18 protein-coding genes are annotated in these 19,917 nt (G+C 55.8%); 2 read left to right on the top strand and 16 right to left on the bottom strand.

What is annotated here, in order from left to right; genetic code table 11:
- Window positions 1–122 precede the first annotated feature (122 nt).
- The 16 genes from HY17_RS05335 to HY17_RS05260 all read right to left on the bottom strand — a co-directional run bounded on the left by HY17_RS05335 (window position 123) and on the right by HY17_RS05260 (window position 19,222).
- On the bottom strand, window positions 123–1,229 hold the full coding sequence (locus HY17_RS05335) for a CaiB/BaiF CoA-transferase family protein (protein WP_034763804.1): 1,107 nt from the start codon (window positions 1,227–1,229) through the stop codon (window positions 123–125).
- Between the two features lie 6 nt (window positions 1,230–1,235).
- Window positions 1,236–2,393, bottom strand: coding sequence for an acyl-CoA dehydrogenase family protein (locus HY17_RS05330; protein ID WP_051599724.1), 1,158 nt, complete (start codon window positions 2,391–2,393; stop codon window positions 1,236–1,238).
- A complete protein-coding gene (locus HY17_RS05325) occupies window positions 2,390–3,646 on the bottom strand; it encodes a thiolase family protein (RefSeq protein ID WP_233348651.1) in 1,257 nt (418 codons plus the stop codon). The genes HY17_RS05330 and HY17_RS05325 overlap by 4 nt, the downstream gene beginning before the upstream one ends.
- Before the next feature lie 27 nt (window positions 3,647–3,673).
- Window positions 3,674–4,480 carry an enoyl-CoA hydratase/isomerase family protein gene (locus tag HY17_RS05320; RefSeq protein WP_051599723.1) on the bottom strand — a complete coding sequence of 269 codons (807 nt, stop codon included), beginning with the start codon at window positions 4,478–4,480 and terminating at the stop codon, window positions 3,674–3,676.
- Between the two features lie 148 nt (window positions 4,481–4,628).
- Complete coding sequence (locus HY17_RS05315) at window positions 4,629–5,690, bottom strand: AraC family transcriptional regulator (RefSeq protein ID WP_175354394.1); 1,062 nt, start codon at window positions 5,688–5,690, stop codon at window positions 4,629–4,631.
- A gap of 89 nt (window positions 5,691–5,779) precedes the next feature.
- A complete protein-coding gene (locus tag HY17_RS05310) occupies window positions 5,780–7,450 on the bottom strand; it encodes a class I adenylate-forming enzyme family protein (RefSeq protein WP_197020228.1) in 1,671 nt (556 codons plus the stop codon).
- Between the two features lie 57 nt (window positions 7,451–7,507).
- Window positions 7,508–8,932, bottom strand: coding sequence for an aldehyde dehydrogenase family protein (locus HY17_RS05305; RefSeq protein ID WP_233348649.1), 1,425 nt, complete (start codon window positions 8,930–8,932; stop codon window positions 7,508–7,510).
- Window positions 8,932–9,705 carry an SDR family NAD(P)-dependent oxidoreductase gene (locus tag HY17_RS05300; protein ID WP_034763796.1) on the bottom strand — a complete coding sequence of 258 codons (774 nt, stop codon included), beginning with the start codon at window positions 9,703–9,705 and terminating at the stop codon, window positions 8,932–8,934. The genes HY17_RS05305 and HY17_RS05300 overlap by 1 nt, the downstream gene beginning before the upstream one ends.
- 92 nt (window positions 9,706–9,797) lie before the next feature.
- The gene (locus HY17_RS05295; RefSeq protein WP_081812994.1) at window positions 9,798–12,260 is read right to left on the bottom strand and encodes a TonB-dependent receptor; all 2,463 of its coding nucleotides are present in this window, start codon (window positions 12,258–12,260) and stop codon (window positions 9,798–9,800) included.
- A 330-nt stretch (window positions 12,261–12,590) separates the two neighbouring features.
- Window positions 12,591–12,989 (bottom strand): hypothetical protein, encoded by a 399-nt coding sequence (locus HY17_RS05290; protein WP_051599722.1) that lies wholly within the window; start codon window positions 12,987–12,989, stop codon window positions 12,591–12,593.
- 3 nt (window positions 12,990–12,992) lie between these two features.
- Window positions 12,993–14,957: a conjugal transfer protein TraG gene (locus HY17_RS05285; protein ID WP_034763788.1), complete on the bottom strand. Its 1,965-nt coding sequence runs from the start codon at window positions 14,955–14,957 to the stop codon at window positions 12,993–12,995.
- A 104-nt stretch (window positions 14,958–15,061) separates the two neighbouring features.
- A complete protein-coding gene (locus HY17_RS05280; protein ID WP_197020227.1) occupies window positions 15,062–16,735 on the bottom strand; it encodes a DUF3363 domain-containing protein in 1,674 nt (557 codons plus the stop codon).
- 500 nt (window positions 16,736–17,235) lie between these two features.
- On the bottom strand, window positions 17,236–17,739 hold the full coding sequence (locus HY17_RS05275; protein WP_034763782.1) for a S26 family signal peptidase: 504 nt from the start codon (window positions 17,737–17,739) through the stop codon (window positions 17,236–17,238).
- Entirely contained in the window at window positions 17,736–17,972 is a 237-nt protein-coding gene (locus tag HY17_RS05270; RefSeq protein WP_197020226.1) for a helix-turn-helix domain-containing protein, read from the bottom strand. The genes HY17_RS05275 and HY17_RS05270 overlap by 4 nt, the downstream gene beginning before the upstream one ends.
- A 180-nt stretch (window positions 17,973–18,152) precedes the next feature.
- Complete coding sequence (locus HY17_RS05265; protein ID WP_013300169.1) at window positions 18,153–18,476, bottom strand: DUF736 domain-containing protein; 324 nt, start codon at window positions 18,474–18,476, stop codon at window positions 18,153–18,155.
- Between the two features lie 350 nt (window positions 18,477–18,826).
- A complete protein-coding gene (locus HY17_RS05260; RefSeq protein WP_034763774.1) occupies window positions 18,827–19,222 on the bottom strand; it encodes a helix-turn-helix domain-containing protein in 396 nt (131 codons plus the stop codon).
- A gap of 48 nt (window positions 19,223–19,270) precedes the next feature.
- On the opposite strand from HY17_RS05260, the gene HY17_RS05255 reads away from it, so the two are divergent.
- Complete coding sequence (locus tag HY17_RS05255) at window positions 19,271–19,648, top strand: hypothetical protein (RefSeq protein ID WP_034763771.1); 378 nt, start codon at window positions 19,271–19,273, stop codon at window positions 19,646–19,648.
- Complete coding sequence (locus HY17_RS20645; RefSeq protein ID WP_081812992.1) at window positions 19,645–19,860, top strand: GDCCVxC domain-containing (seleno)protein; 216 nt, start codon at window positions 19,645–19,647, stop codon at window positions 19,858–19,860. The genes HY17_RS05255 and HY17_RS20645 overlap by 4 nt, the downstream gene beginning before the upstream one ends.
- Window positions 19,861–19,917: the final 57 nt, after the last annotated feature.

Raw genomic sequence — 19,917 nt, 5'->3', positions numbered from 1 at the left:
GATTTTTTCTCATACCAAGCAAGATTGCACTGGAACGGCGAAGTTTCTCAAGCCCCGCGCAACGCCAATGTTCCGTCATTTTGTGCCAGCGACAAAGCCTGGGACACCTACTTGCAACGGATCTAGTTGCGGGTTTTCAACTCCTTGAGCAGCTCTTGCTGGTGCTGACCATGCTCAGGTGCTGGACCGGGGATTGCCTGCACGTTCGATTGGAAACGCGGGGCCGGAACAGCCTGAACATAACCCTGGCTGTTTTCAAAGATTCCGCGCGCCAGATTATGAGGGTGCAAAGGTGCACTGATCGGACTTTCCACAAGGCCAAAGCATGCATCGGTCCCCTCTAGTAAGTCTTGCCAGTATGCAGATGGTTCGGTTGCGAAAAGAGCACGAAACTTCTCTGACTGCTTCGACCAGCTATCACGATCATACTGGTCTTCGAAGTCGGGATCGCCTGCAAGACCGAGGCGCTGTAGAAGTTCTGCGTAAAATTTCGGTTCTAGCGCGCCAAGCGTGATGTCACGCCCGTCTGCACAGCGATAGGAACTGTACCAAGGGGAATCATCCAGAAAGCCGCGCCCGCGCTCGGCTTGCATCATGCCGCTGGGCAGCAAATCGAAGATGAGGTTCATCATATGCGCCGACCCATCGACAATCGCTGCATCAATCACATCGCCCTCACCGGTGGCCCTGGCCTTTAGAATGCCCGCGAGAATGCCAATCGTCAGATAGTTCGCACCGCCGCCAATGTCCCCGATCAAGCCTGGTGGCGGCAGTGATCGCGTTCCAGTTGGGCTTGCAAACCAGGCAGCTGAACTGACGGATACATAATTGATATCATGTCCAGCCGCCTGGGCGAGCGGTCCCGCCTGCCCCCAGCCCGTCATGCGACCAAAGACAAGCTGTGGGTTCCGCCCCAGACAAACTTCCGGACCAAGGCCCAGGCGTTCCATCACTCCCGGCCGCATGCCCTCGATCAGGGCGTCCGCCGTCGCAATCAGATCCAGCGCGACCGCGCGGTCTTCAGAGTCTTTCAGGTCCAGAGCGATCGAGCGCTTGCCTCTTTTCAGAATGCCGACAGGCAAAGTCGATCCCGGATCGGAGCCCTTGGTCTTTCGCTCTATGAGAACGACATCCGCGCCCAGATCGGCCAGATGCATGCCACAAAAGGGCGCCGGCCCAATGCCCTCGATTTCGACAATCCGAATGCCCTGCAGAGGTCCTTTAGACACGGGACGTCACCTGAACGCCGAGACGCCCGTCAGGCTCCGCCCGATAAGGAGTTTCTGGATCTCCGTCGTTCCATCCGGAATGGGTGCGATCATCGCTTCGCGGGCGAGGCGCTCGACAATGAACTCCTTCGTGACGCCATTACCGCCGTGAATCTGTACTGCCTGGCGCGTTGCACTGACAGCGATTTCGGTACCGTACCATTTTGCCATTGCGCACTCCTTGTCGCAGCGCTGTCCGGCGTCAATCATGCCCGCTGCGCGCAAAGACAACAGGCGCGCTGCATCGATCTCTGTGGCCATTACAGCTAACTTTTCTGCAATGAGCTGGTGGCCGGCAATTGGTTTGCCATGCTGCGAACGGTCGATTGCATATTTTATTGACTCATCAAGCGCGCGCCGCGCCATGCCATAGCCCCACGACCCGACGTGAACTCGCGCGCGTTCGAACAGGGTGAGCGTGTTCTTCAGACCCGAGCCTATTTCACCGATAGTATTCTCGACCGGAACGCGCACATCATCGAGAAAAACCTGTGATGTTGATTGTCGATTGAGCGCGATCTTTGGAATACCGCGGACTTCATAAGGATGCTCATTGCGATCGAGCAGGATATGGGTCAGTTCGTTCTCGCCAGTTCGGCAGGTGCAGATGAAAAAATCTGAGTACTCACCATTGGTGATCCATGTTTTCTCACCAGAAATCACCCAATGGTCACCATCTCGCACAGCCCTGGTTTTCGCCGCCGCGACATCCGAACCGACATCCGGCTCGGAAATGCCGACAGACGCAAAAAGTTCCCCCGCCAACAATCTAGGCAGGTAACGTGTCTTGATGTGCTCCGGCGCGAGTTTGACCAGCATCGACGCTGCGCTGCCATTAACAAGTGCGGCTATCGCCAAGTCTCCCGAACTATAGGCAAGCTCTTCAATTAGTTGAACGTGCAGCTTCCAGGACAACCCCAGCCCGCCGGCAGATTCCGGCTGTGGGGCGTTGACGAGACCAAATTCTGCCAGCTTTTGCGTCCAGCTTTGCATTTTGTCCTTTGGAACGAAGTCTTCCCCATGCGCAGCCAGTTCCGGCTCCAGCTGCTCATCAAGATAGCGACGCAGGCTTTCGATTGCGGCGAGCTCAGCCTTGTCAAAGAAAATATCTAATCCCCCAATCATGCATTTGCCCTCTTGAAAATGTTGACCACAGCAACACCCTCCTCAATGCCAATTAGGCCGCCGCTGTTTTCGTGGATAGCGTGTCGGGCACCATCAACCTGGCGCTTTCCAGCTTCGCCGCGTAATTGGGTGACAAGCTCATGAATTTGCCCCAGCCCGGTTGCGCCGATGGGGTGGCCTTTGGACTCCAGCCCGCCAGACGGATTGATCGGGATTGAGCCGCCAATCGTGAAGTCCCCGCGTTCCGCTGCCGGGCCTGCTTCACCGATCGGAACTAACATCAAGTTCTCGGCGTGCATCAACTCACCAATCGCGGTTGCATCGTGCACCTCGGCAACGTCCATGTCTTCTGGTGAAAGGCAGGCCATTTCATACGCCCTCTCAGCGGCAATTCGCGCAACATGGCGTTCCGGTGCATCGGCGCTGCGCGCGGGGTTTCCACTTGCAACGGCGCTGGCCATGACCTGGACGGCTCGTGACGTAGTGGCACCAATCTTCCTCAAGCCTTCCTCATTGCAAAGGATGACCGCTGCAGCACCATCCGAGATCGGTGAGCACATTGGCAGCGTCAAAGGGTAAGTGATGGGAGGTGCTGAAAGAATTTCATCAATCGTGTAAGGCTGACGGTATTGCGAATACTCATTATGCTCTGAATGCTGATGATTTTTCGCGGCTATCGCAGCAATCTGGCGCTGAGTCGTGCCATAGCGCTTCATATGGTTCCGGCCGAACGCTGCGTAGATTTTCATGAATACGCTATAAGGGCGTTCAGATTCCGATCCCTCCGGTTCGGCAACACCTTCGCCCAACTGGAGAAGCCTTTTGGCATTCTCCTCAGGTGTCTCAACATCCCAACCGCCATCGAACACAGCGAACATCCTCGCCTTGTCAGGCACGTTCATTTTCTCGACACCCGCCGCCAGGACAACGTCCTGCATACCAGCCTTAAGCGCCTGAACAGCAAGGTGAAAGGAGGATGAACTGGACGCACAGGCGTTTTCAATATTGAATGCGGGAATACCTGTCAGCCCGATCTTGCTGAGCGCAACCTGGCCAGGAACAAAGGTTTGTCCCTGCAAGAACCCTTGGGTCGCACTGGAATGGTAAACTGCCTCCACGGCGGCCTTGGTGCAGCCTGCATCATCCGCCGCACGCAAAATGGCGGTGTCCAGCAATTCAGAAATACTTGCTTCCAGATGCCGCCCGAAATGCGTCATGCCGACGCCTACAATATAAATCTTACTATCCGACAAGACTCTCTCCCCATCTACAGATGGCCGCTACTGGCCTGAATATTTCGGTGTTCGTTTCTCACTGAAGGCTGAAAGCCCTTCGAGGAAGTCAGCGGATTTTGCATGCGCTTCGAGATGGCGCATTTCCAACGCGATGGCTTCGCGCGCGGACAAGTGTGCGCTTCCGGCAACCATCTCCTTCATACGCTGAAGTACAAGCGGGCTTTTCTCCGCCAGCTTTGCAGCAAGCGCCTCTGCAACCGATGACAAGTCGTCATCCTCAACAACTTGGCTTACAAATCCGGCTTCACGAAACGCTTCCGCCGACCAATGATCGCCGGAGAATAGGAGATAATTCGCTTTCTTTTCGCCAACATACCTCGGCAAGAGAGATCCCCCGCCGCCCGGCAGAACACCAAAATTGGAATGGGCGTCGCCCAGCCGCGCACTGCGCGCCGCCATCACGACATCGCAGGTCATGGCTAGCTCCAGTCCGCCGGCCAAAGTCAATCCATTGAGCGCTGCAATTGTCGGCTTCGGCAAAGCACGAATAGCCAAAAACACGTTCTGAATGTCGCGAAGGAAGCCAAGAAACCCGGTATTGTCACCAGCCTGAACTTCCCCCAAAACGCCCTTCAGGTCAGCACCGCAGCAAAAGGCGCGCCCGCTCCCAGTGATAGTCAGCACTCGAATCTCATCGCGCTCGGCAACATCTTTCACACATTGCGCAAGTTCATTCACCATTAGAGCGGACAGTGCATTCATGCTGCCCGGACGCGTCAGGGTAATTCGTGCACACGAATCTTCCGCCTCAAATTTCAGGGTTTCAAACGACAATTGTCCAATTCCAAGCATTGGGCCGCGTTCGCTCCAAAACTTGGCCCGTTCCAGATGAGGCTTCACTTTATCGGGCCAGAAAACTTATTGAACATCAGACGCATGTCACCGTGCGCCAAAGCGTCGTCAGTCGAGCCGCCCAAGGCAATGCAGAGCTCTAGCGATGTCAGCTATCGTCCAGCTGGCGCTCATTCTCGAGGAATTCCTGCGGGGACTGCCCCGTTAACCGGCGAAACGCACGGGAGAAATTGCTGGGGTCCTTGTATCCCAACAGATACGATATCTCCTTGATGGACCGACGACCTGTCCGCAAATAGCCGATAGCGAGATGCTGGCGAACATCGTCGAGCACGGTGTTGAAGGTTGTGCCCTCATCCTGTAATTGGCGCTGAAGACTTCGGTTACTTGTATTTAGCTCTCTTGAAACCGACTCCAGGGAGACAGCTCCATCCGGTAGCATTTCGACAATCGCCGCCCGGATCCGCGGAATAATTTGTTGTTCATCGAACCGGGCAATGTATTCCATCGCAATCTGGTCATTCCTTCGAACAATGTCGGAATTCGCGCCGCGCAGCACGCGCGTATAGTCCTTCTCGGCCACATGCAGCTCTAGACTGTCGTGACCATATTCGATCGGACAACAGAAAAAGGCATCAAATTCATCCATCGCGACCTTACCAGGTTTCGGACGACGCATTCTTACCAAAACAGGAGAATAGTCCGCTCGGTAAACCATTCTGACGAAGCGAAGCACCGTCGCCAAAAAAACATCCTGGCGGACCGGCGGCACGTCTTCCTTGAGTTCAATGGAATGAATGAGGCACCCCTTCCTGATTTCAGACCTTGTCTCAGCAGAATGAGAAATTAGCCTGAAAAAACGATCAAACCGGTGGAAGAATGTTTCCAGCGTTCGGCTTGAGAACAATGAATACCCAAGCGCATGCATTGAGCCGGGCGTATTTCGCTCGGCCAGCTTCAGCCCGATCGTCTCATCACCTGTCGCCTCTACGATGAGCTCAATGAAGCGACTGAATCGTCTAGACCGCACCCTGGCATTCGGGTCCTGGAGAATATCAGGATCAACTTCCGCACGCCGCAGTAGATCTGGTACATCAATGGAAAAGTCAAATTCGTCCAATATGGCCACAATCTGTATGAGCCAGGATGCAATGACTGACCGCGTCTCACTCAATTCTGGTTGCGCCTTACCTGATGATGTGTGGTTCAAATATCGATTGTCCTGTACGACCGTCTTCGATGACAAGCTTTATCGGTTCATGACGGTTTGTCCAATTTTTGAACAGGATTGTACACGCTTCAGCCAATACTGCGGACCTGGCCGCCCCAGTATTTCTTACGTACATCCTTTCGCAACACCTTACCAACGACGCTCAGAGGCAGTTCCTCCACGAACAACACGGATTTTGGTGTTTTGAAAGATCCGATCTGCTCTTTTACATAGGCAATCAGGTCAGATTCGGCCACCTCAACAGAGTCGTTAAGGATGACTTCCGCATGTACAGCCTCGCCCCATTCTTCGTGGGGAACACCGACAACCGCTGACATCAAAACACCAGGATGGGAGTTGACTGCGGCCTCAACCTCAGTCGCATAGACATTGAAACCACCCGTGATGATCATGTCCTTCTTCCGATCAACCAGGTAGCAATATCCGTTTTCGTCCGTATATCCGATATCCCCTGACTTCCAGTATCCGTTGACGAATTCCTCCTTCGTCTTCTCTGGATTGCCTTCATAGCCAAGACAGGTTGAGCGCGATCGCAAATAGAACTCGCCGAGTTCGCCTACAGGAACTGGATTACCATCATCATCGCAAACCGACAGTTCGATCCCGGTTGAGCGTCGACCCGCGGACGCGAGTCGGCCTTCAGTCTCAGCGTCCACGATATGATCTTTCTTGCTTAGGCAGAGGGTTGCCGCCAGATGTTCCGTGGAGCCGTACACTTGTGTGAATATTGAACCGAATCGCTCAACCAGGAGCTTGGCCTTGGCCGGGCTCATGGGGGCCGCGCCATACAACACCGTGCGCAATGAGGATAGGTCATACTCTCGTGCTTCGGGCATTTCCAAAAGGCGGTACGCCAGAGTCGGTACGATGAAGGCGTGAGAAATCTTCTCTTGCTGGATATAGCGGCACCAGTTCTCCAGACTGGGCTCGTTCATTGTTACCGTGCAACCACCGCTGAACAGAACCGGCAAAAGCATCATACCGCTGCCATGGCTAATGGGAGCTATATGCAGCATGCGGCAGCCATCGAAGAAATCCGGGTCTGGAAGTGTCAGGAAACTATCGCGGCACCCCAGAATGTTGTCGATTGAATACTTCGCGCACTTGCTGTCACCAGTCGTGCCTCCTGTAAAGCGCATGAGCACGACGTGCGTTCGATCATCGATTTCAATATCTGTGTTCTCTGTCGACGCGTTCGCCAAAAGATCGGGAAGGGCCAACACGCCTGAATATGGCTTGACCAGAGCATCCATCACAACAATCTGAATGCCGCGTTCGGTAAGCGGGCCAGCATGGGAGGCTAGGAGGTCATTCTCGATGAATGCGACTTTGGGCTTGACGATGTCGATCTGGCCAAGATGCGTTTCCAGGCTGTCGAGGTAGTTGGCATGACAACATGTTGCATAAGCTTTTGCAGCTGACCCCCAATGGAACAGGGAGAGATTGTCATTTTGCAGCATACAGACATATCGGTCGCCCGCGCCGAGATTCAGGTTTCCATTGAGAATATGTGCAATCTGATTGGTTATGATGTGATAGTCACGAAAACTCAGCCGGCGGCCACGCTCAAGATTCACAATCGCCTCACGATCTCCGAAGGATTCCGCGAGCCCTTGCATGACACGGCTGTAATTTACCCGCCCGCCTTCTGTCGAAACCAATGCTGCAGCAGAACTTGGAGCGACGTCAACAGGCATCAGTTCACGGTCATTGCGCTTTTTTGAGAAAATTCCGAACACAGAGACTGTCCTCCCTTTTGTCTACACCACCCTAAGATTGCTGCGTACAGGATCGATTTAAAGCAGCTTTTTAAATAGATTCAGCAACCAGCCCGTCTTCGAAGAATAGGGAGGCAGCAATTGGCTAAGCACACTGATCTTCGATTGTGAGAACACCGGCTTCAAATGACTGAACCGCTCGAAACTTCCCGGCCCCAAATAGGATCCGATCCCGCTTTGCCCGATGCCGCCAAATGGAAGACGGCGCTGGAAGACGTGCATCACCGTGCCGTTCAGGGTCACGCCGCCAGCATGGGTTTCGCCAAGGATTTTTCGTCGACCTGCACTGTCTTTACCGAAATAGTAAAGTGCCAGTGGCCGCTCGCCAGCATTGATGTACTCGATTACTTCGTCTTCCGTACGATAGGTCAGGATCGGCAGAATCGGCCCGAAAATCTCTTCCTGCATCAGCCCCATATCGCTTGCAACATTGGTCACAGCCAGCGGGGCTATTCGATGAGCAGCCTCGAACATGCCATCGCCACTGCCTGCGAGATTGGTCACTCCGGCACCTTTTGCGCGGGCGTCTTCAACCAGTCCCCGCAAACGGTCAAACTGCCGGTGATTTATAATGCTTGTATAGTCCTGATTGGCTTCGATCTCGCCAAAACACTTGTGCACCTGCCTGGCGAGCGCTGACACAAAGTCTTCTACACTCCCTTCTGGAACGAATGCGTAGTCGACACCGATGCACGTTTGTCCTGCGTTGAGGAGCTTGCCGAAAACAAGGCTCTGCGCGACTTCTGGAAAATGAGCACTTTTATCAATGATAATGGGGCACTTGCCGCCAAGCTCAAGCGTCACTGGTGTCAAATTGGCTGCGGCCGACTGGGCGACTTTTTTACCTGTATTGGGCGAACCGGTGAAGAGAATATGATCGAATGGAAGAGACGTCATCTGCTGCGCGACATCCGGGCCGCCGATTACCACTGCCATCTCTTCTTCTGAAAAATACTTGCGAACAAGACGCTGCGAAATTTCAGCTGAATGAGCCGAAATTTCACTTGGCTTGGCAATAATCCGGTTGCCAGCCGCCAACGCACCCGCCGCACCGGCGAATACTGTGCCATAGGGATAGTTCCAGGTTCCGAGAATGCCGACGACACCAAGGGGTTGCGGAATTAGCCGCGAAGATCCCGGCAATCCAAACGTGTCAGTTTTGACACTGCGCGGCTTCATCCAGTGTTTTAAATGGCGCCGTGCAAATTTCACATCCGACAGAACCAGCATGATGTCTGTCAGGATGGTTTCATACCGGCTGCGTATTCCGAAATCAGCCGTAACCGCGTTAATGAGTTCGTCTTCATGCGTCTCGAACATTTTCCCAAGACGAGCCAGCAGGTCCATCCGGGTTTCATAGCTGCAGGACACCTGCTCTCGCGTGAGGGAACGCTGCAGGGTGAATATCCTCTCAAGCTCGGTGATGCCGGTTTCAATCCCCACTATCTCGCCCTCAAACGTGTTGCCGCATCGAGGCGAATTGTTTCACCATTCAAGTATCCATTCTCGACGATGAACTGGCATGCGTGTGCAAATTCCATGGGGTCTCCGGCGCGGCGTGGCGCCTCGACAGTGTCGACCAGTGAAACGACCACCTTCTCACCCAGACTCTTCACCATCTGTGTCAAAAACAGCCCCGGTGCGATCGCGTTGACACGGACGCCGACGGCTCCGAGTTCCCGCGCCGCCGGCATGTTCATACCGATCACACCCGCCTTGGACGCTGAATAGCCGGCCTGACCTATTTGCCCTTCATAGGCGGCACCGGATGACACATTGATAACGACTCCCCGCTCGCCCAGATCGTCTGGTGCGTTCCTCGCCATGACGGCGACGCATTTACTCATGACGTTGAACGTGCCGACGAGGTTGACCATGATCACCTTGGTGAACTTGTCGAGCTGACAAGGGTTGCCGTCCCGGTCGAGAATTTTGGTCGGTGCCGGAATGCCTGCCGCGTTGACAGCAATCTGAATGGCCCCGAATTTCTCGACGGTATTTGTCACCGCATCCGCAACCGATTGATCATCGGTCACATCGACCTTGAAGAACTGGCAGACCTTGTTTCCAAGTTCGCCACAGAGCGCGTTTCCTGCGACTTCGCTCAGATCGAAGAGCGCGACGCGTGCGCCCTGCTCAACAAAACTGCGCGCCGCAGCAGCGCCTAGTCCAGAGGCACCACCTGTAACCACAGCGACTTTTCCATCGAGTTTCATGTTCGCAAGCTCCTGACCTGCTATTGTCAGCTTTCAACTGCTCAAGTCTGGAGCAGCCTCCCTTCGATGGAAAGGAGGCTGCTACAAGACGATCAGAAATTTATACGGCCTTCGGCACCAATCACGCGCGGCTCTTCGATCCAGCCAACATACACGCCCGGGCTGAGTGGCGCGTCGACCGAGGCGGTATAGGTGGCTTCATCGGTTAGGTTGCGACCGAATACACGGAATTCGTAGCGGCCAAACTCCACCCCGACATGAGCATCGAATTTCGTATATCCTTCCTGAAACGCGTTCGGGTCGAGGTCGCCATCCAGGAACATCTCGTCCTTGAAGTTGGCTCCAATCCGGGCATTCAGATCGAAATTCTCGAAACTGCGATTGAAGGCGAGATAGACGTTACCACTGAACTCGGGCGCAAAGGCCCCGCGTTCGCCGGCAAGGTCCTTGGTACCCACACCTGCAGAATCCGGGCATGTGCCCAAGCCCGTTTCGATCACTGAACACCCTGCCCCTGGGAAGGACTGGAATTCGTGATCGAGATAGGCGAACGCACCGCCAATCTCGATTTCGTCGCTGAGAAGGAACTGGCCATCAAGTTCCAGCCCCTGCACTTGAAGTTCAGCCGCGTTCCCAACCACGAAGCTTGTCCCACTCCACGAGGTTACCTGCAGGTCTTCTAACTCGCTTCGGAAAATGATTGCCCCGATGCGAGCACGGTCACCCATGAACTGGTGCTTGATACCAGCTTCCCAAGCCGTGACTTTCTCATCCTCAAATTCATGACCCGGACGCGGGCTCCCATCCGGTTCCGCCGTGTCAGGACTGAAATTGTAACCACCAGATTTATAGCCAGTGGAATAGGAAATATAGGCCGACCCGTTGTCAGCATACTGCCAGCGCAGTTTTACAGATGGATCAAGATGATCTTCTGTTCGCGTATCGTTGAGGTCAGCAGCAAAGCGGTTGAGCAATGCGGCAAAAGTCGTTGCAGAGTTCAATCCATCTGCACCCCCAACAGTAGCGGCGGCGGTTAGATATTCGGTTAGATCGGCAGACCCGATCGTGTCTGCGGGTGTGACAAGGCCAACGAAGTCTCGGGGTGTGCCGGCTCCAACAACAACACTCTTATCGATGCTCTTCTCATCTTCGGAGTAACGCAAACCTAGTTCAAGTGTGACGCTGTCGGTCAGGTCAATGCCAAGCTCGCCAAAAAGCGCAATCGTTTCGGCTTGTTGATCGAAGAAAGTGCGTTGAGCAACGTTAACAATACCGCCGGGCAAAATCGATGTTGGCAAAACGCCAAATGTGCCATTGAACGCCGTTGTCTCTTCAATATAAGCATCCTGGTTTTCATAATACAGCCCGCCCAAGAAATTTATGCGCCCATCCCAGTCTGTGGCAATGCGAAGTTCCTGGCTAAACATGTCCAGTTCTTCTTCATCAAGATTGTGAATGAAGCTGACAGGCAGAAAATCCACATCGTGATGTTGAGCGAAATCGAAAGAGGAGTAGCCAGTAATCGAAGTGAGGGTAAAGTTATCGAACTCCCATTCTGCCTTCACAGATCCGCTCAATGATTCAGTTGTCTCCGTGTCGGAGATTGGAGGGTCGCCGACACGGAATGCGGGATTGCCGTTGAAGCTGACATAAGCGGTATCTCCAGTAGAAACTCCAAAGTCTGGATGAAGCATTTGTGAGAGCGCTATCGTGCTAGGCGTCGGCAGGCGATCATCAATCGCATTAATGGTAAGCTCCTTACCGACCCCGTCCATTTCAAGATAGCTCAGTTTCGTCTCAACGTTTAAACTCTCCGTTGGTTGCCAGGCGAGCGTCGCCCGGGCGAACATGTCTTCGCGCTCGGCTTCGTCGCGATCAAAGACACGGTTCTCAACATATCCGTCAGTCGTCGTATAACGAATTGCCAACCGGCCTGCCAAATTATCCGCCAAGCCCGCGGAAAAGACGCCCGAGTAGCTTTGCGTATTGAATTCTGGTTCCCAGGCGACACCGACCCAACCATTGAGTTCTTCCCCGACTTCTGGCGAGGCCGTTTCAAGCTTGATCGCGCCAGCAACCGTGTTCTTACCGAATAGAACGCCCTGGGGCCCACGCAGAACCTCGACTTGCTGCAGGTCGAACTGGGACTGTGAGAATTGGCGGCTGCGCGGCTGATAAACGCCATCCACATAAAGGCCAACCGATTGCTCGAACCCCTTGTTGATTCCGGATCCGACACCTCGGATAAAGATGTTCGAGGTTTGCGCTCCCCGACCGACCTGCAGGCCCGGCACGCGCGCGGAAATCTGCTCAAGGTTCGTGACCCCTTGCGCTTCCAGCTCTGCTCCGGAAACGGCGGTCACGGCCACTGGAGCATTGATCAGCGTCTCGTCCCGTTTACGTGCCGTAACAGTCACTGTTGTCAGTCTTGCTTCCCGCTCCGCTTCTGTTTCGGCAGGGACATCTGCCACTTGCCCATAGGCTGGCGCGGCAAGGGCAATGGCGATCGGCAAAATTGCTGCGCCGCTTAAATTGAATCTAAACTTCTGGTTCATATTTATCCTCCCAAGAGCCCTTTTGTTCTCCGTGTTTCCGTTCCACGCTATGATGCATAAGGACGCGAAAGTAGATTATGAAATCTGGTGAAAGATCGCTCTGTTAGAGTCATACCAGTTCACGCCAACAGATCGTCATTCCGCGATACGAGAGAGCCTTAACGGTTAAAAATAGGGGAGACTATCCTTGTACTTACCGATGAACAATCGGAGTCTGGGACAGTCTAGGCGGAACCAAGGCAAGGCTGGGACTGTTGCAGTCACTGATACCGGCCAGGCCAATACCTGTCGATAAACGACCGGTATGAGCATCTTTCTCTTAGCCTAACATCAGTCGTCGGAGACTACGGATCCTGGTTCTTTCAACCTGACCATCCGCCTCGCCACCTGCTGCACGAAGTGATCATATCTGCGCTTGCCCAGCGCATGCGCGGCCTCTCGCTCAGCCTCTGGCAAAGGCTCCATACGCGTGAGCCAGTACAAGACATATTGGGCAAGTGTTTCTGTGCAGAGTCGAATGTCGGTTTCAATCCGGTCCTGGCGCGCATCGTACCTGTCCATGCGTGTAAGAAGCTCACTATCACGCCGCTCGACCTGATCGGGATGGAAGTATTGCATGAGAGCCATCTCGATGATGGCCGTCATACTTGCGTCGTGCAGGCTTGCCTCTAGCACCAGCTTCTCCCAAAGCGCATCAGTAACGCGAATGTTAATTCGATTTCGTTTCATCGCTCACCACCCCGGTATCACATCCTGATCGACTTCATCGAGCGCCAGCGCCTGGCGCACAGCGTCGAGGTGCTGAGCCACCGCCGGATCGGCAGGATCATCTTCCACTTCATGACCTCCGGGTTCCCCAATATTGTGACTCAGCACATCTTCGCGCTCCAACTGGTGGCGCAATTCTCGGCCGGCGTCGTCATCCGACACTGTAGCCATGCTACCCTCTTCGAAACCTTGCTCTGCGATGAAATCTGACCATTCCGACGTGTTCTTACTATCGTCTGGCTCGCAAGCAGCCGGTGACAGAACCCGCGTCGTGAAATTCCGGTCCTCAAAATAGCGCAGCTTGTCTGCGAGCACGGGCGCAGCGCCTGACACCATGACCACTTCCCTGTCGGGCGGGAGCTGCATGATCTCACCGGGCGTCAGCAACTGGCGCTGGGTCTCCTGACGCGACACCATCATGTGCGATAACCAGGGTGCCAATCTGTGGCCTGTATAGTTTTTCTGGGATCGCTGTTCTGTCTTGGTTCCGAGCGCTTCGGATATCCGCTTGGCCGTGCGCTCATCGTTGGTCGCGAAGGCGACCCGCACATGGCAATTGTCGAGAATTGCATTGTTCGGCCCATAAGCTTTTTCGATCTGGTTCAGGGATTGCGCAATCAGAAAGGCGCGAACACCGTACCCTGCCATAAAGGCGAGCGCACATTCAAAAAAATCGAGCCGCCCCAAGGCCGGGAACTCATCCAGCATCAGAAGCACTTTCCGGCGACCCGAATCTGGAAGCGTCTCGGTCAGCCGCCGCCCGATCTGATTGAGCACCAGCCGCATAAGTGGTTTCGTCCGCGACAAATCCGAGGGCGGAACCACAAGATAAAGCGAGACGGGCCGCGCTCCCTCCACCAGATCGCTGATCCGCCAATCGCTCTCAGATGTAACTGCGGCCACCACAGGATCACGGTAAAGCGACAAGAAACTGAGCGCCGTTGACAAAACGCCTGAGCGTTCATTCTCAGCCTTGTTCAGAAGTTCGCGTGCCGCCTGAGCGACAACGGGGTGAACCGACCGCGCCCCGTCCCCGCGGGCGAGATGCTTTGTGTTCATCATCCGCGAGAGCGTTTCCTTGAAGGGCCGCGAGGGATCCGACAAGAATGACGCACATCCTGCCAGCGTCTTGTCTTTTTCGGCGTAGAGCACATGCAAAATGACGCCAACCAGCAAAGCATGTCCGGTCTTCTCCCAATGGCTGCGGCGCTCAAGCGAGCCTTCCGGATCCACAAGGATGTCGGCAATATTCTGTACATCGCGTACTTCATTCGGTCCGCGCCGAACTTCCATCAACGGATTATATCGCGGGGAGTTCACATCCGTTGGATCAAACCGGATGCATGGGCCGAGTTTCGAGCGCCAGCCTGATGTCAGGTCCCAGTTCTCGCCCTTGACGTCATGAATGACAGCGCTTCCTGTCCAGGACAGCAACGTCGGAACAACAAGGCCAACCCCTTTACCAGACCGCGTTGGCGCGAAAGCAAGCACATGTTCCGGGCCGTCATGACGGAGATATTTGCCTTTCCACGTACCAAGGAAGACGCCGTCACCGCCCAGCAGTCTCGCCCGCACAAGATCGCGGCGGCCTGCCCACCGCGATGAGCCGTAGGTCGTCACGCGGCGTTCCCAGCGCGAACGCCAGACCGACCCGACAACCGCCGCCAGAATGCCGAGCAGGCCGCCACTTGCCGAAATCGCCCCACCTTTGGCAAAAACCTCCGGGGCATACGCCTCATAGGCATACCACCATTGGAACAGTCTCCAGGGCCGATAGACTGGCTGTCCGTCCAACACGAACCATGGCCGCCCGAGCGCTGCCTGATAGCCAAGCTCATGCGCAACCCATTGCGTCGCTCCCCACAGGGTCAGCACAATTATCGATAGCACAATGAGAAACTGGCCAATCAGGATTTTGGACGGCGACATCGATCGTCATACTCCGCGTGATAAAAACGCACCCAATGTCTCGCGTCTTTTATCGCCCGCACAGTGAGAATGGCGGCAAATGCCGGCAACACTTTGCAAAAGCGCTATCGCGACAGGCCTCGCCCTCTGCCGGATGGAAATGACCAGGACAGATTTTTTGCCTTTTGTTCGATGATCAGGGATCGTCCCCGGTGTCGCTCCATTTCCGGCCGCCACGGCACCAGCGCAAAAGTTGTCTCACTTCCAATGAGCGCTCTTCGCCCGGACGCGAGATCGACGGTCTTTTCAAACTTGCCTTCAAATTGTTCACCTTTTGACAGCGTAACCTGAGATCTGCCGCTCCTTTCCGCTTCAAAGGCGCCTGCTCGCCTGAGCTCTTCTTCTCGGAGGCGCTTACGTGTCTCATCTGAGAGCTGACCTTCATCCGCCCTAAGCAATCCTCGGTCACGCAAGAAGCTGAGACGGGCCAGCTGCGCCTTGGCAAATCTCCTGTACGGATTTGCCGCCTCTGCAATCCTTCCATCCAGCCACGTCTCAGCATGGGCCTTGGTCTGGGCGTCCAGTGTCATCCAAGACCGCACCTTGAGCTTTGTGCGCCCACCTTGTCTCGTTTCATATTGCGTCGCCTTGTCCAAATAGTCCTCACCAATCTCCCAGACGCCATCCTTGCGGCGCGTCACAAATCCCGCTCGCCTTAAGGCTTCGAGCCGTCGTTTGTGAGCTTCCCGGTAATTGTGAGACGCGGTTGGTTCGGCCTCAGCGTGCAGCGCGTCAGAATAGTATCCGCCTGTCTGCCCGGCTATCTGTGCAATGACCTTATCCGAGGCTCGCGGCGCGGGCTGAGACGGTGCGACTTCAACAATTGCCCCGCGTGGTGGCAAACCACCGGGCTCTACGCCGCCAGCAGGCACATGCCAGCGCGTACCTTCAAGGTCTTCGATCAGAAGGAAGCGCGTACCGCGCAATTCATCGTCTGGTCCCTGAGACAAGACAACACCTGTTATTGGCTTCGCATCACTCGGCCGTTCTTCAAAGAAACGTACGCCCCGCGCAGTCTCTCCAGGTTCCAGACCCGCGCTGAGCGTTCGGACAATATCGCCGCGCCGTCCCATCGCTTTTAGCGCGGTCTGCCAGCCTTCTTTCAGCTGCCAGACGCCTCGGCTCGTTTCAGTTGCAAAATGCAGACTTTCCAAATGCCGCAAGCGCTGAAGCTGAAGGCTCCGGCGAAAGCGATCACCGGAACGATGGGCGGGTGCAACCTCAATCCAGTTCGCAACTGCCTGTTTCTCAAGCTCCCGGTCCAGCGATGTGAACCGATCCTGCGTCGCTTCATGTTGTTGGGCAGCGGCGATCTCCAAGTCGCGGCGAGGTCCGAGCAAACCTGTCACGATCTGCTTCGCGCGTCCCCTGATTCCCTTCGTCAGATAATTTCTGGCAATCACAAGATCCTTGCCGCGAGCATCTTTGCCCCTGATGACAATATGGGTGTGAGAGTGGCCTGTATTGTGGTGATCGACGGCAACCCAGTCGAGCGGTGTCCCAAGATCACGCTCCATCGCAGCCATCAGCGCGCGTGCACTGGTCTTTAAGTCGCCGAGCTCGGCGCCATCTTCTGCTGAGACCGTCAGCCTGAACTGGTGCCGGTCATTTCCACTGCGCTCGGCAAATGCCCGGCCATCAATGTCGTCACCCTCAGGCCCATACAGTTTGCCACCGCTGCCATCGCGCTCAACGCCGTCACGCTGGATGTATCGTACATGCTCAGAAAATGCGCGCACACCACCCCCTCCCCGCGCCCGTGCAATATGGACTTTCACAATGACGCGGCGCATGCGTGCGCGGCTGATCTGCCGAAGCGTTTGCATTGCTTGCGGCGTCGCCCCATTTCCGCGGCCATTATTGCGTCCGGTAAAACCGCGCTTGCTTGACGGTCTACTAAGCCGGGCGGCAACTCGTTTCACCTGACGCCGAAATGACTTCCCACCAGCCTCGCCGCGATCTCGGATACGCCCAAGGCGCGGGGTGAAGTCACTGTCCCCTTTCATCTACGCCGATACCGCGCGTATGACACCCAATCCCCAATGTTCATGGGAAAACACACATAACCTGTATGTCGCAAATTGCGGCAAAAGGCGACGAAAAAAAGACGTGCAGACAAGGCATTAGATGGACGTGTACGTACATCCTTTAATCTTGCCCGTTCGGGTTCGCTGGCCCATCCCATGCCACCTTTCGCCGCAAATTGCCGCCATATGCCGGAATACGCCGCCATCTCTGATCACCGCCAAGCAAGGATCAGACGCGCCACGCCAACGAGATCATGGATTTCAACGGGTCCGAAATAGCGTCCATCGAGGGAGTCCGGGTGCGCATTCATCAGGAAGAGCTGGTCTTGCCCAAGCACCATACAGCCCTCCCAGGACGGCAAATCCCGCCCCGAAGAGTCTCGCAATCGCGCCTCTCCCCCGACTTTTCCATTGATCAGAAGCTGCGTGTCCCAACGGCAGATTTCATCGCCGGGCAGCCCTGCAATCTGCTTCAATAAAGGCCAATCCCGCCCGACAAATCCTTGGGTCTGAGCCCACTGCGCGTCATCGCTTCTGGCTGAGACGACGACCCATCGGCCAAGGGTGAATGGCTCGTCGCTCAGCCAGTACAGCCCTTGCGGCGCGCTGCCGGTCCGGTTCCAGATCAGCCGATCCTGAGGCGTAAAAACTGCGCCGAACAGGGCGAGCCCGATGCCCAGAAGGCCAACGCCGATCACACGTTTCCGCCGTCTCATGACCGCAGTGGCTCGCCGGTCGAGGCCCATCTCTGGCGGTTAGACCAGTCCACCAGATCAGCTCTCGTGTAGTAGACGCGCCAGCCATGCTTGCGGTAGATCGGCCCGCGTCCCTGATAGCGGTAATGGCTGAGGGTGATGGGCGACAGGTTCAGAAATTCTGCCGCCTCGATAGCGGTCAGAAGCTCGGGCAGCTCCTCACGCTGTGGCGGTTTCCGGTTATCTTTGGCCATGATGTCAGGCTCCTTCTCGTGGCTGTAAAGTCCACGAAAAGGATGCCGCCAGACGCCGCCATTTGTAGCCGCAAAAAGCGCATGCGCAATTTTTCACCTGCCTGTTTACCATTGTTTCTACACGCAAAAACCGCCCCGGAGCTGATCTCCGGAGCGGCTCGCTTGCGATGGATCTGCCCCCTAGTCCCGCGGGTTCCAGAGGATCACGTGGCGGCCTTTCTTGCCTTTCACAGGGGCGAGGTTCGCGTAGATCTTGCGCGGGCCGATCTGCGGGTCTGCGAGGGTGATCGAGACATATTCGCGCCCTGATGCCTTGGCTTTGCGAAGCCATCCGCCGCCGATTTCGGTCGAGGTTTCTCCGGCGAAGATGCGGTAGTCGGGCTGTCCGTCGGCGGCTTTCTCCGCGTTCTTCTCGATGCGGATGGCAGCGGTGAGGTTCATCATTGCAAGAGCGCCTTCGAAGCCGGTTTTGGTTTCGCTGACATATCCGAGTGCGTTGGCCATGGTGATAGTTCCTTTCGTTTCTGATCGTGTCCCGGAGACCCCTTGTCCCCGTCGACGCCGGACCGAAAGGACGGCGCAGGGCGGGCCTGAACCGCTCGCGGGCGAAACGCAGTGGAGCACCGGCCCGGAGAAGAATTTTGATCGGCGAGGAGCCGCAAAGCGGCGGGGAAAATTCTTCGCATGGGCCGGTTTCAAGGCCCGACAGGCGTCGTCCAGGTCACACGGCATGAGACGGGAACAAGGGGTTCGGAGCGCATCAGGTGGAAACGGAAGGAACTGCGCTACCTGCCAGTCGTCATTGTATCAGCGAACATCGACCGGCACGGAAACTGGCTCGGCCAATGCCATTCTCAGCTCCGTGAGAGCGCATCGATAAGTCCGCATTCGAGATCGCCATCGCTTTGGCAGGCCTTTGTCAGCTCCGCCAGACGCCGTTCCAGACGACGCAGATCGGCGATGCGGTTTCGCACATCCGATCGGTGACGTTCTGCAATCTCAAAAGCGTCCGCGCAGCATCCAGGTTCGGTCGCAAGGCCCATCAACGAACGCACATCATCGAGAGGAAAGCCAAGGTCGCGCGCCCGCCGGATGAAGCGCAGGCGCTGGATTGCACCACCGTCATAGAGCCGCCTACCGCCATCGCTGCGGGGAGGTTTCGGAACAAGACCGATCTTTTCATAGTAGCGGATCGTCTCGATATGGACGCCCGTTTCCTCGCTCAATCGCCCGATTCTGAACCCGGTCATGAAATTGCCTCTTGCTTCTGTAGCGGCTACAGATTGTAGGCCATAAAGATGACCGCTGAAACTGACAACGATGTGACTGTGACCAAGGCGTCCCGCGCCAATGGCTGGCTGGCGGGCGGCGGCGTCCTCGGCGGCTTTTTCGCCTTCCTTGGGGCCTCGTGCTGCGTGCTGCCAATCCTGCTTGTAAACCTTGGCGTCAGCAGCGCGCTTGTCGCCAATCTTGGCTTCTTCGCCCGCTACAAGAACGCCTTCATGATCGTTGCAATGCTCCTGCTTGCAGGTGCCATTGTTTTCGCCTTGCGCGGCGGTCGGCGTCCGAAGACGCGGTTCTGGATCAGTGTCTCGGTGGCTGTCCTGCTGCTCGTGGGCGCATGGATATTGCCGTCTTATGAAGGAGCGTTGCTGCGATGGCTGAACCTCAGATGAGCGATGGCTTTGAGCCCTCTTCGACGCTGACCTGTCCCCAATGCGGACATCGGTCCAAGGACCTTATGCCCACTGACGCCTGCCAGTATTTCTATGACTGTAAGGGATGCGGGGCGCTGCTGAAACCGCTTCCAGGAGACTGCTGCGTCTATTGTTCCTTCGGCGATGTGAAATGCCCGCCGATCCAGATGGGTGATTGCTGCGGCGGGTAATGGGCGTTCAGAGGTCGGGTTCGGAGCGCATCAGTTGGAAACGGATGAACCGAAGCT

Source organism: Hyphomonas sp. CY54-11-8 (assembly GCF_000682735.1).
Taxonomy (GTDB): domain Bacteria; phylum Pseudomonadota; class Alphaproteobacteria; order Caulobacterales; family Hyphomonadaceae; genus Hyphomonas.
This window is presented reverse-complemented; position numbering and strand designations above follow the sequence as displayed.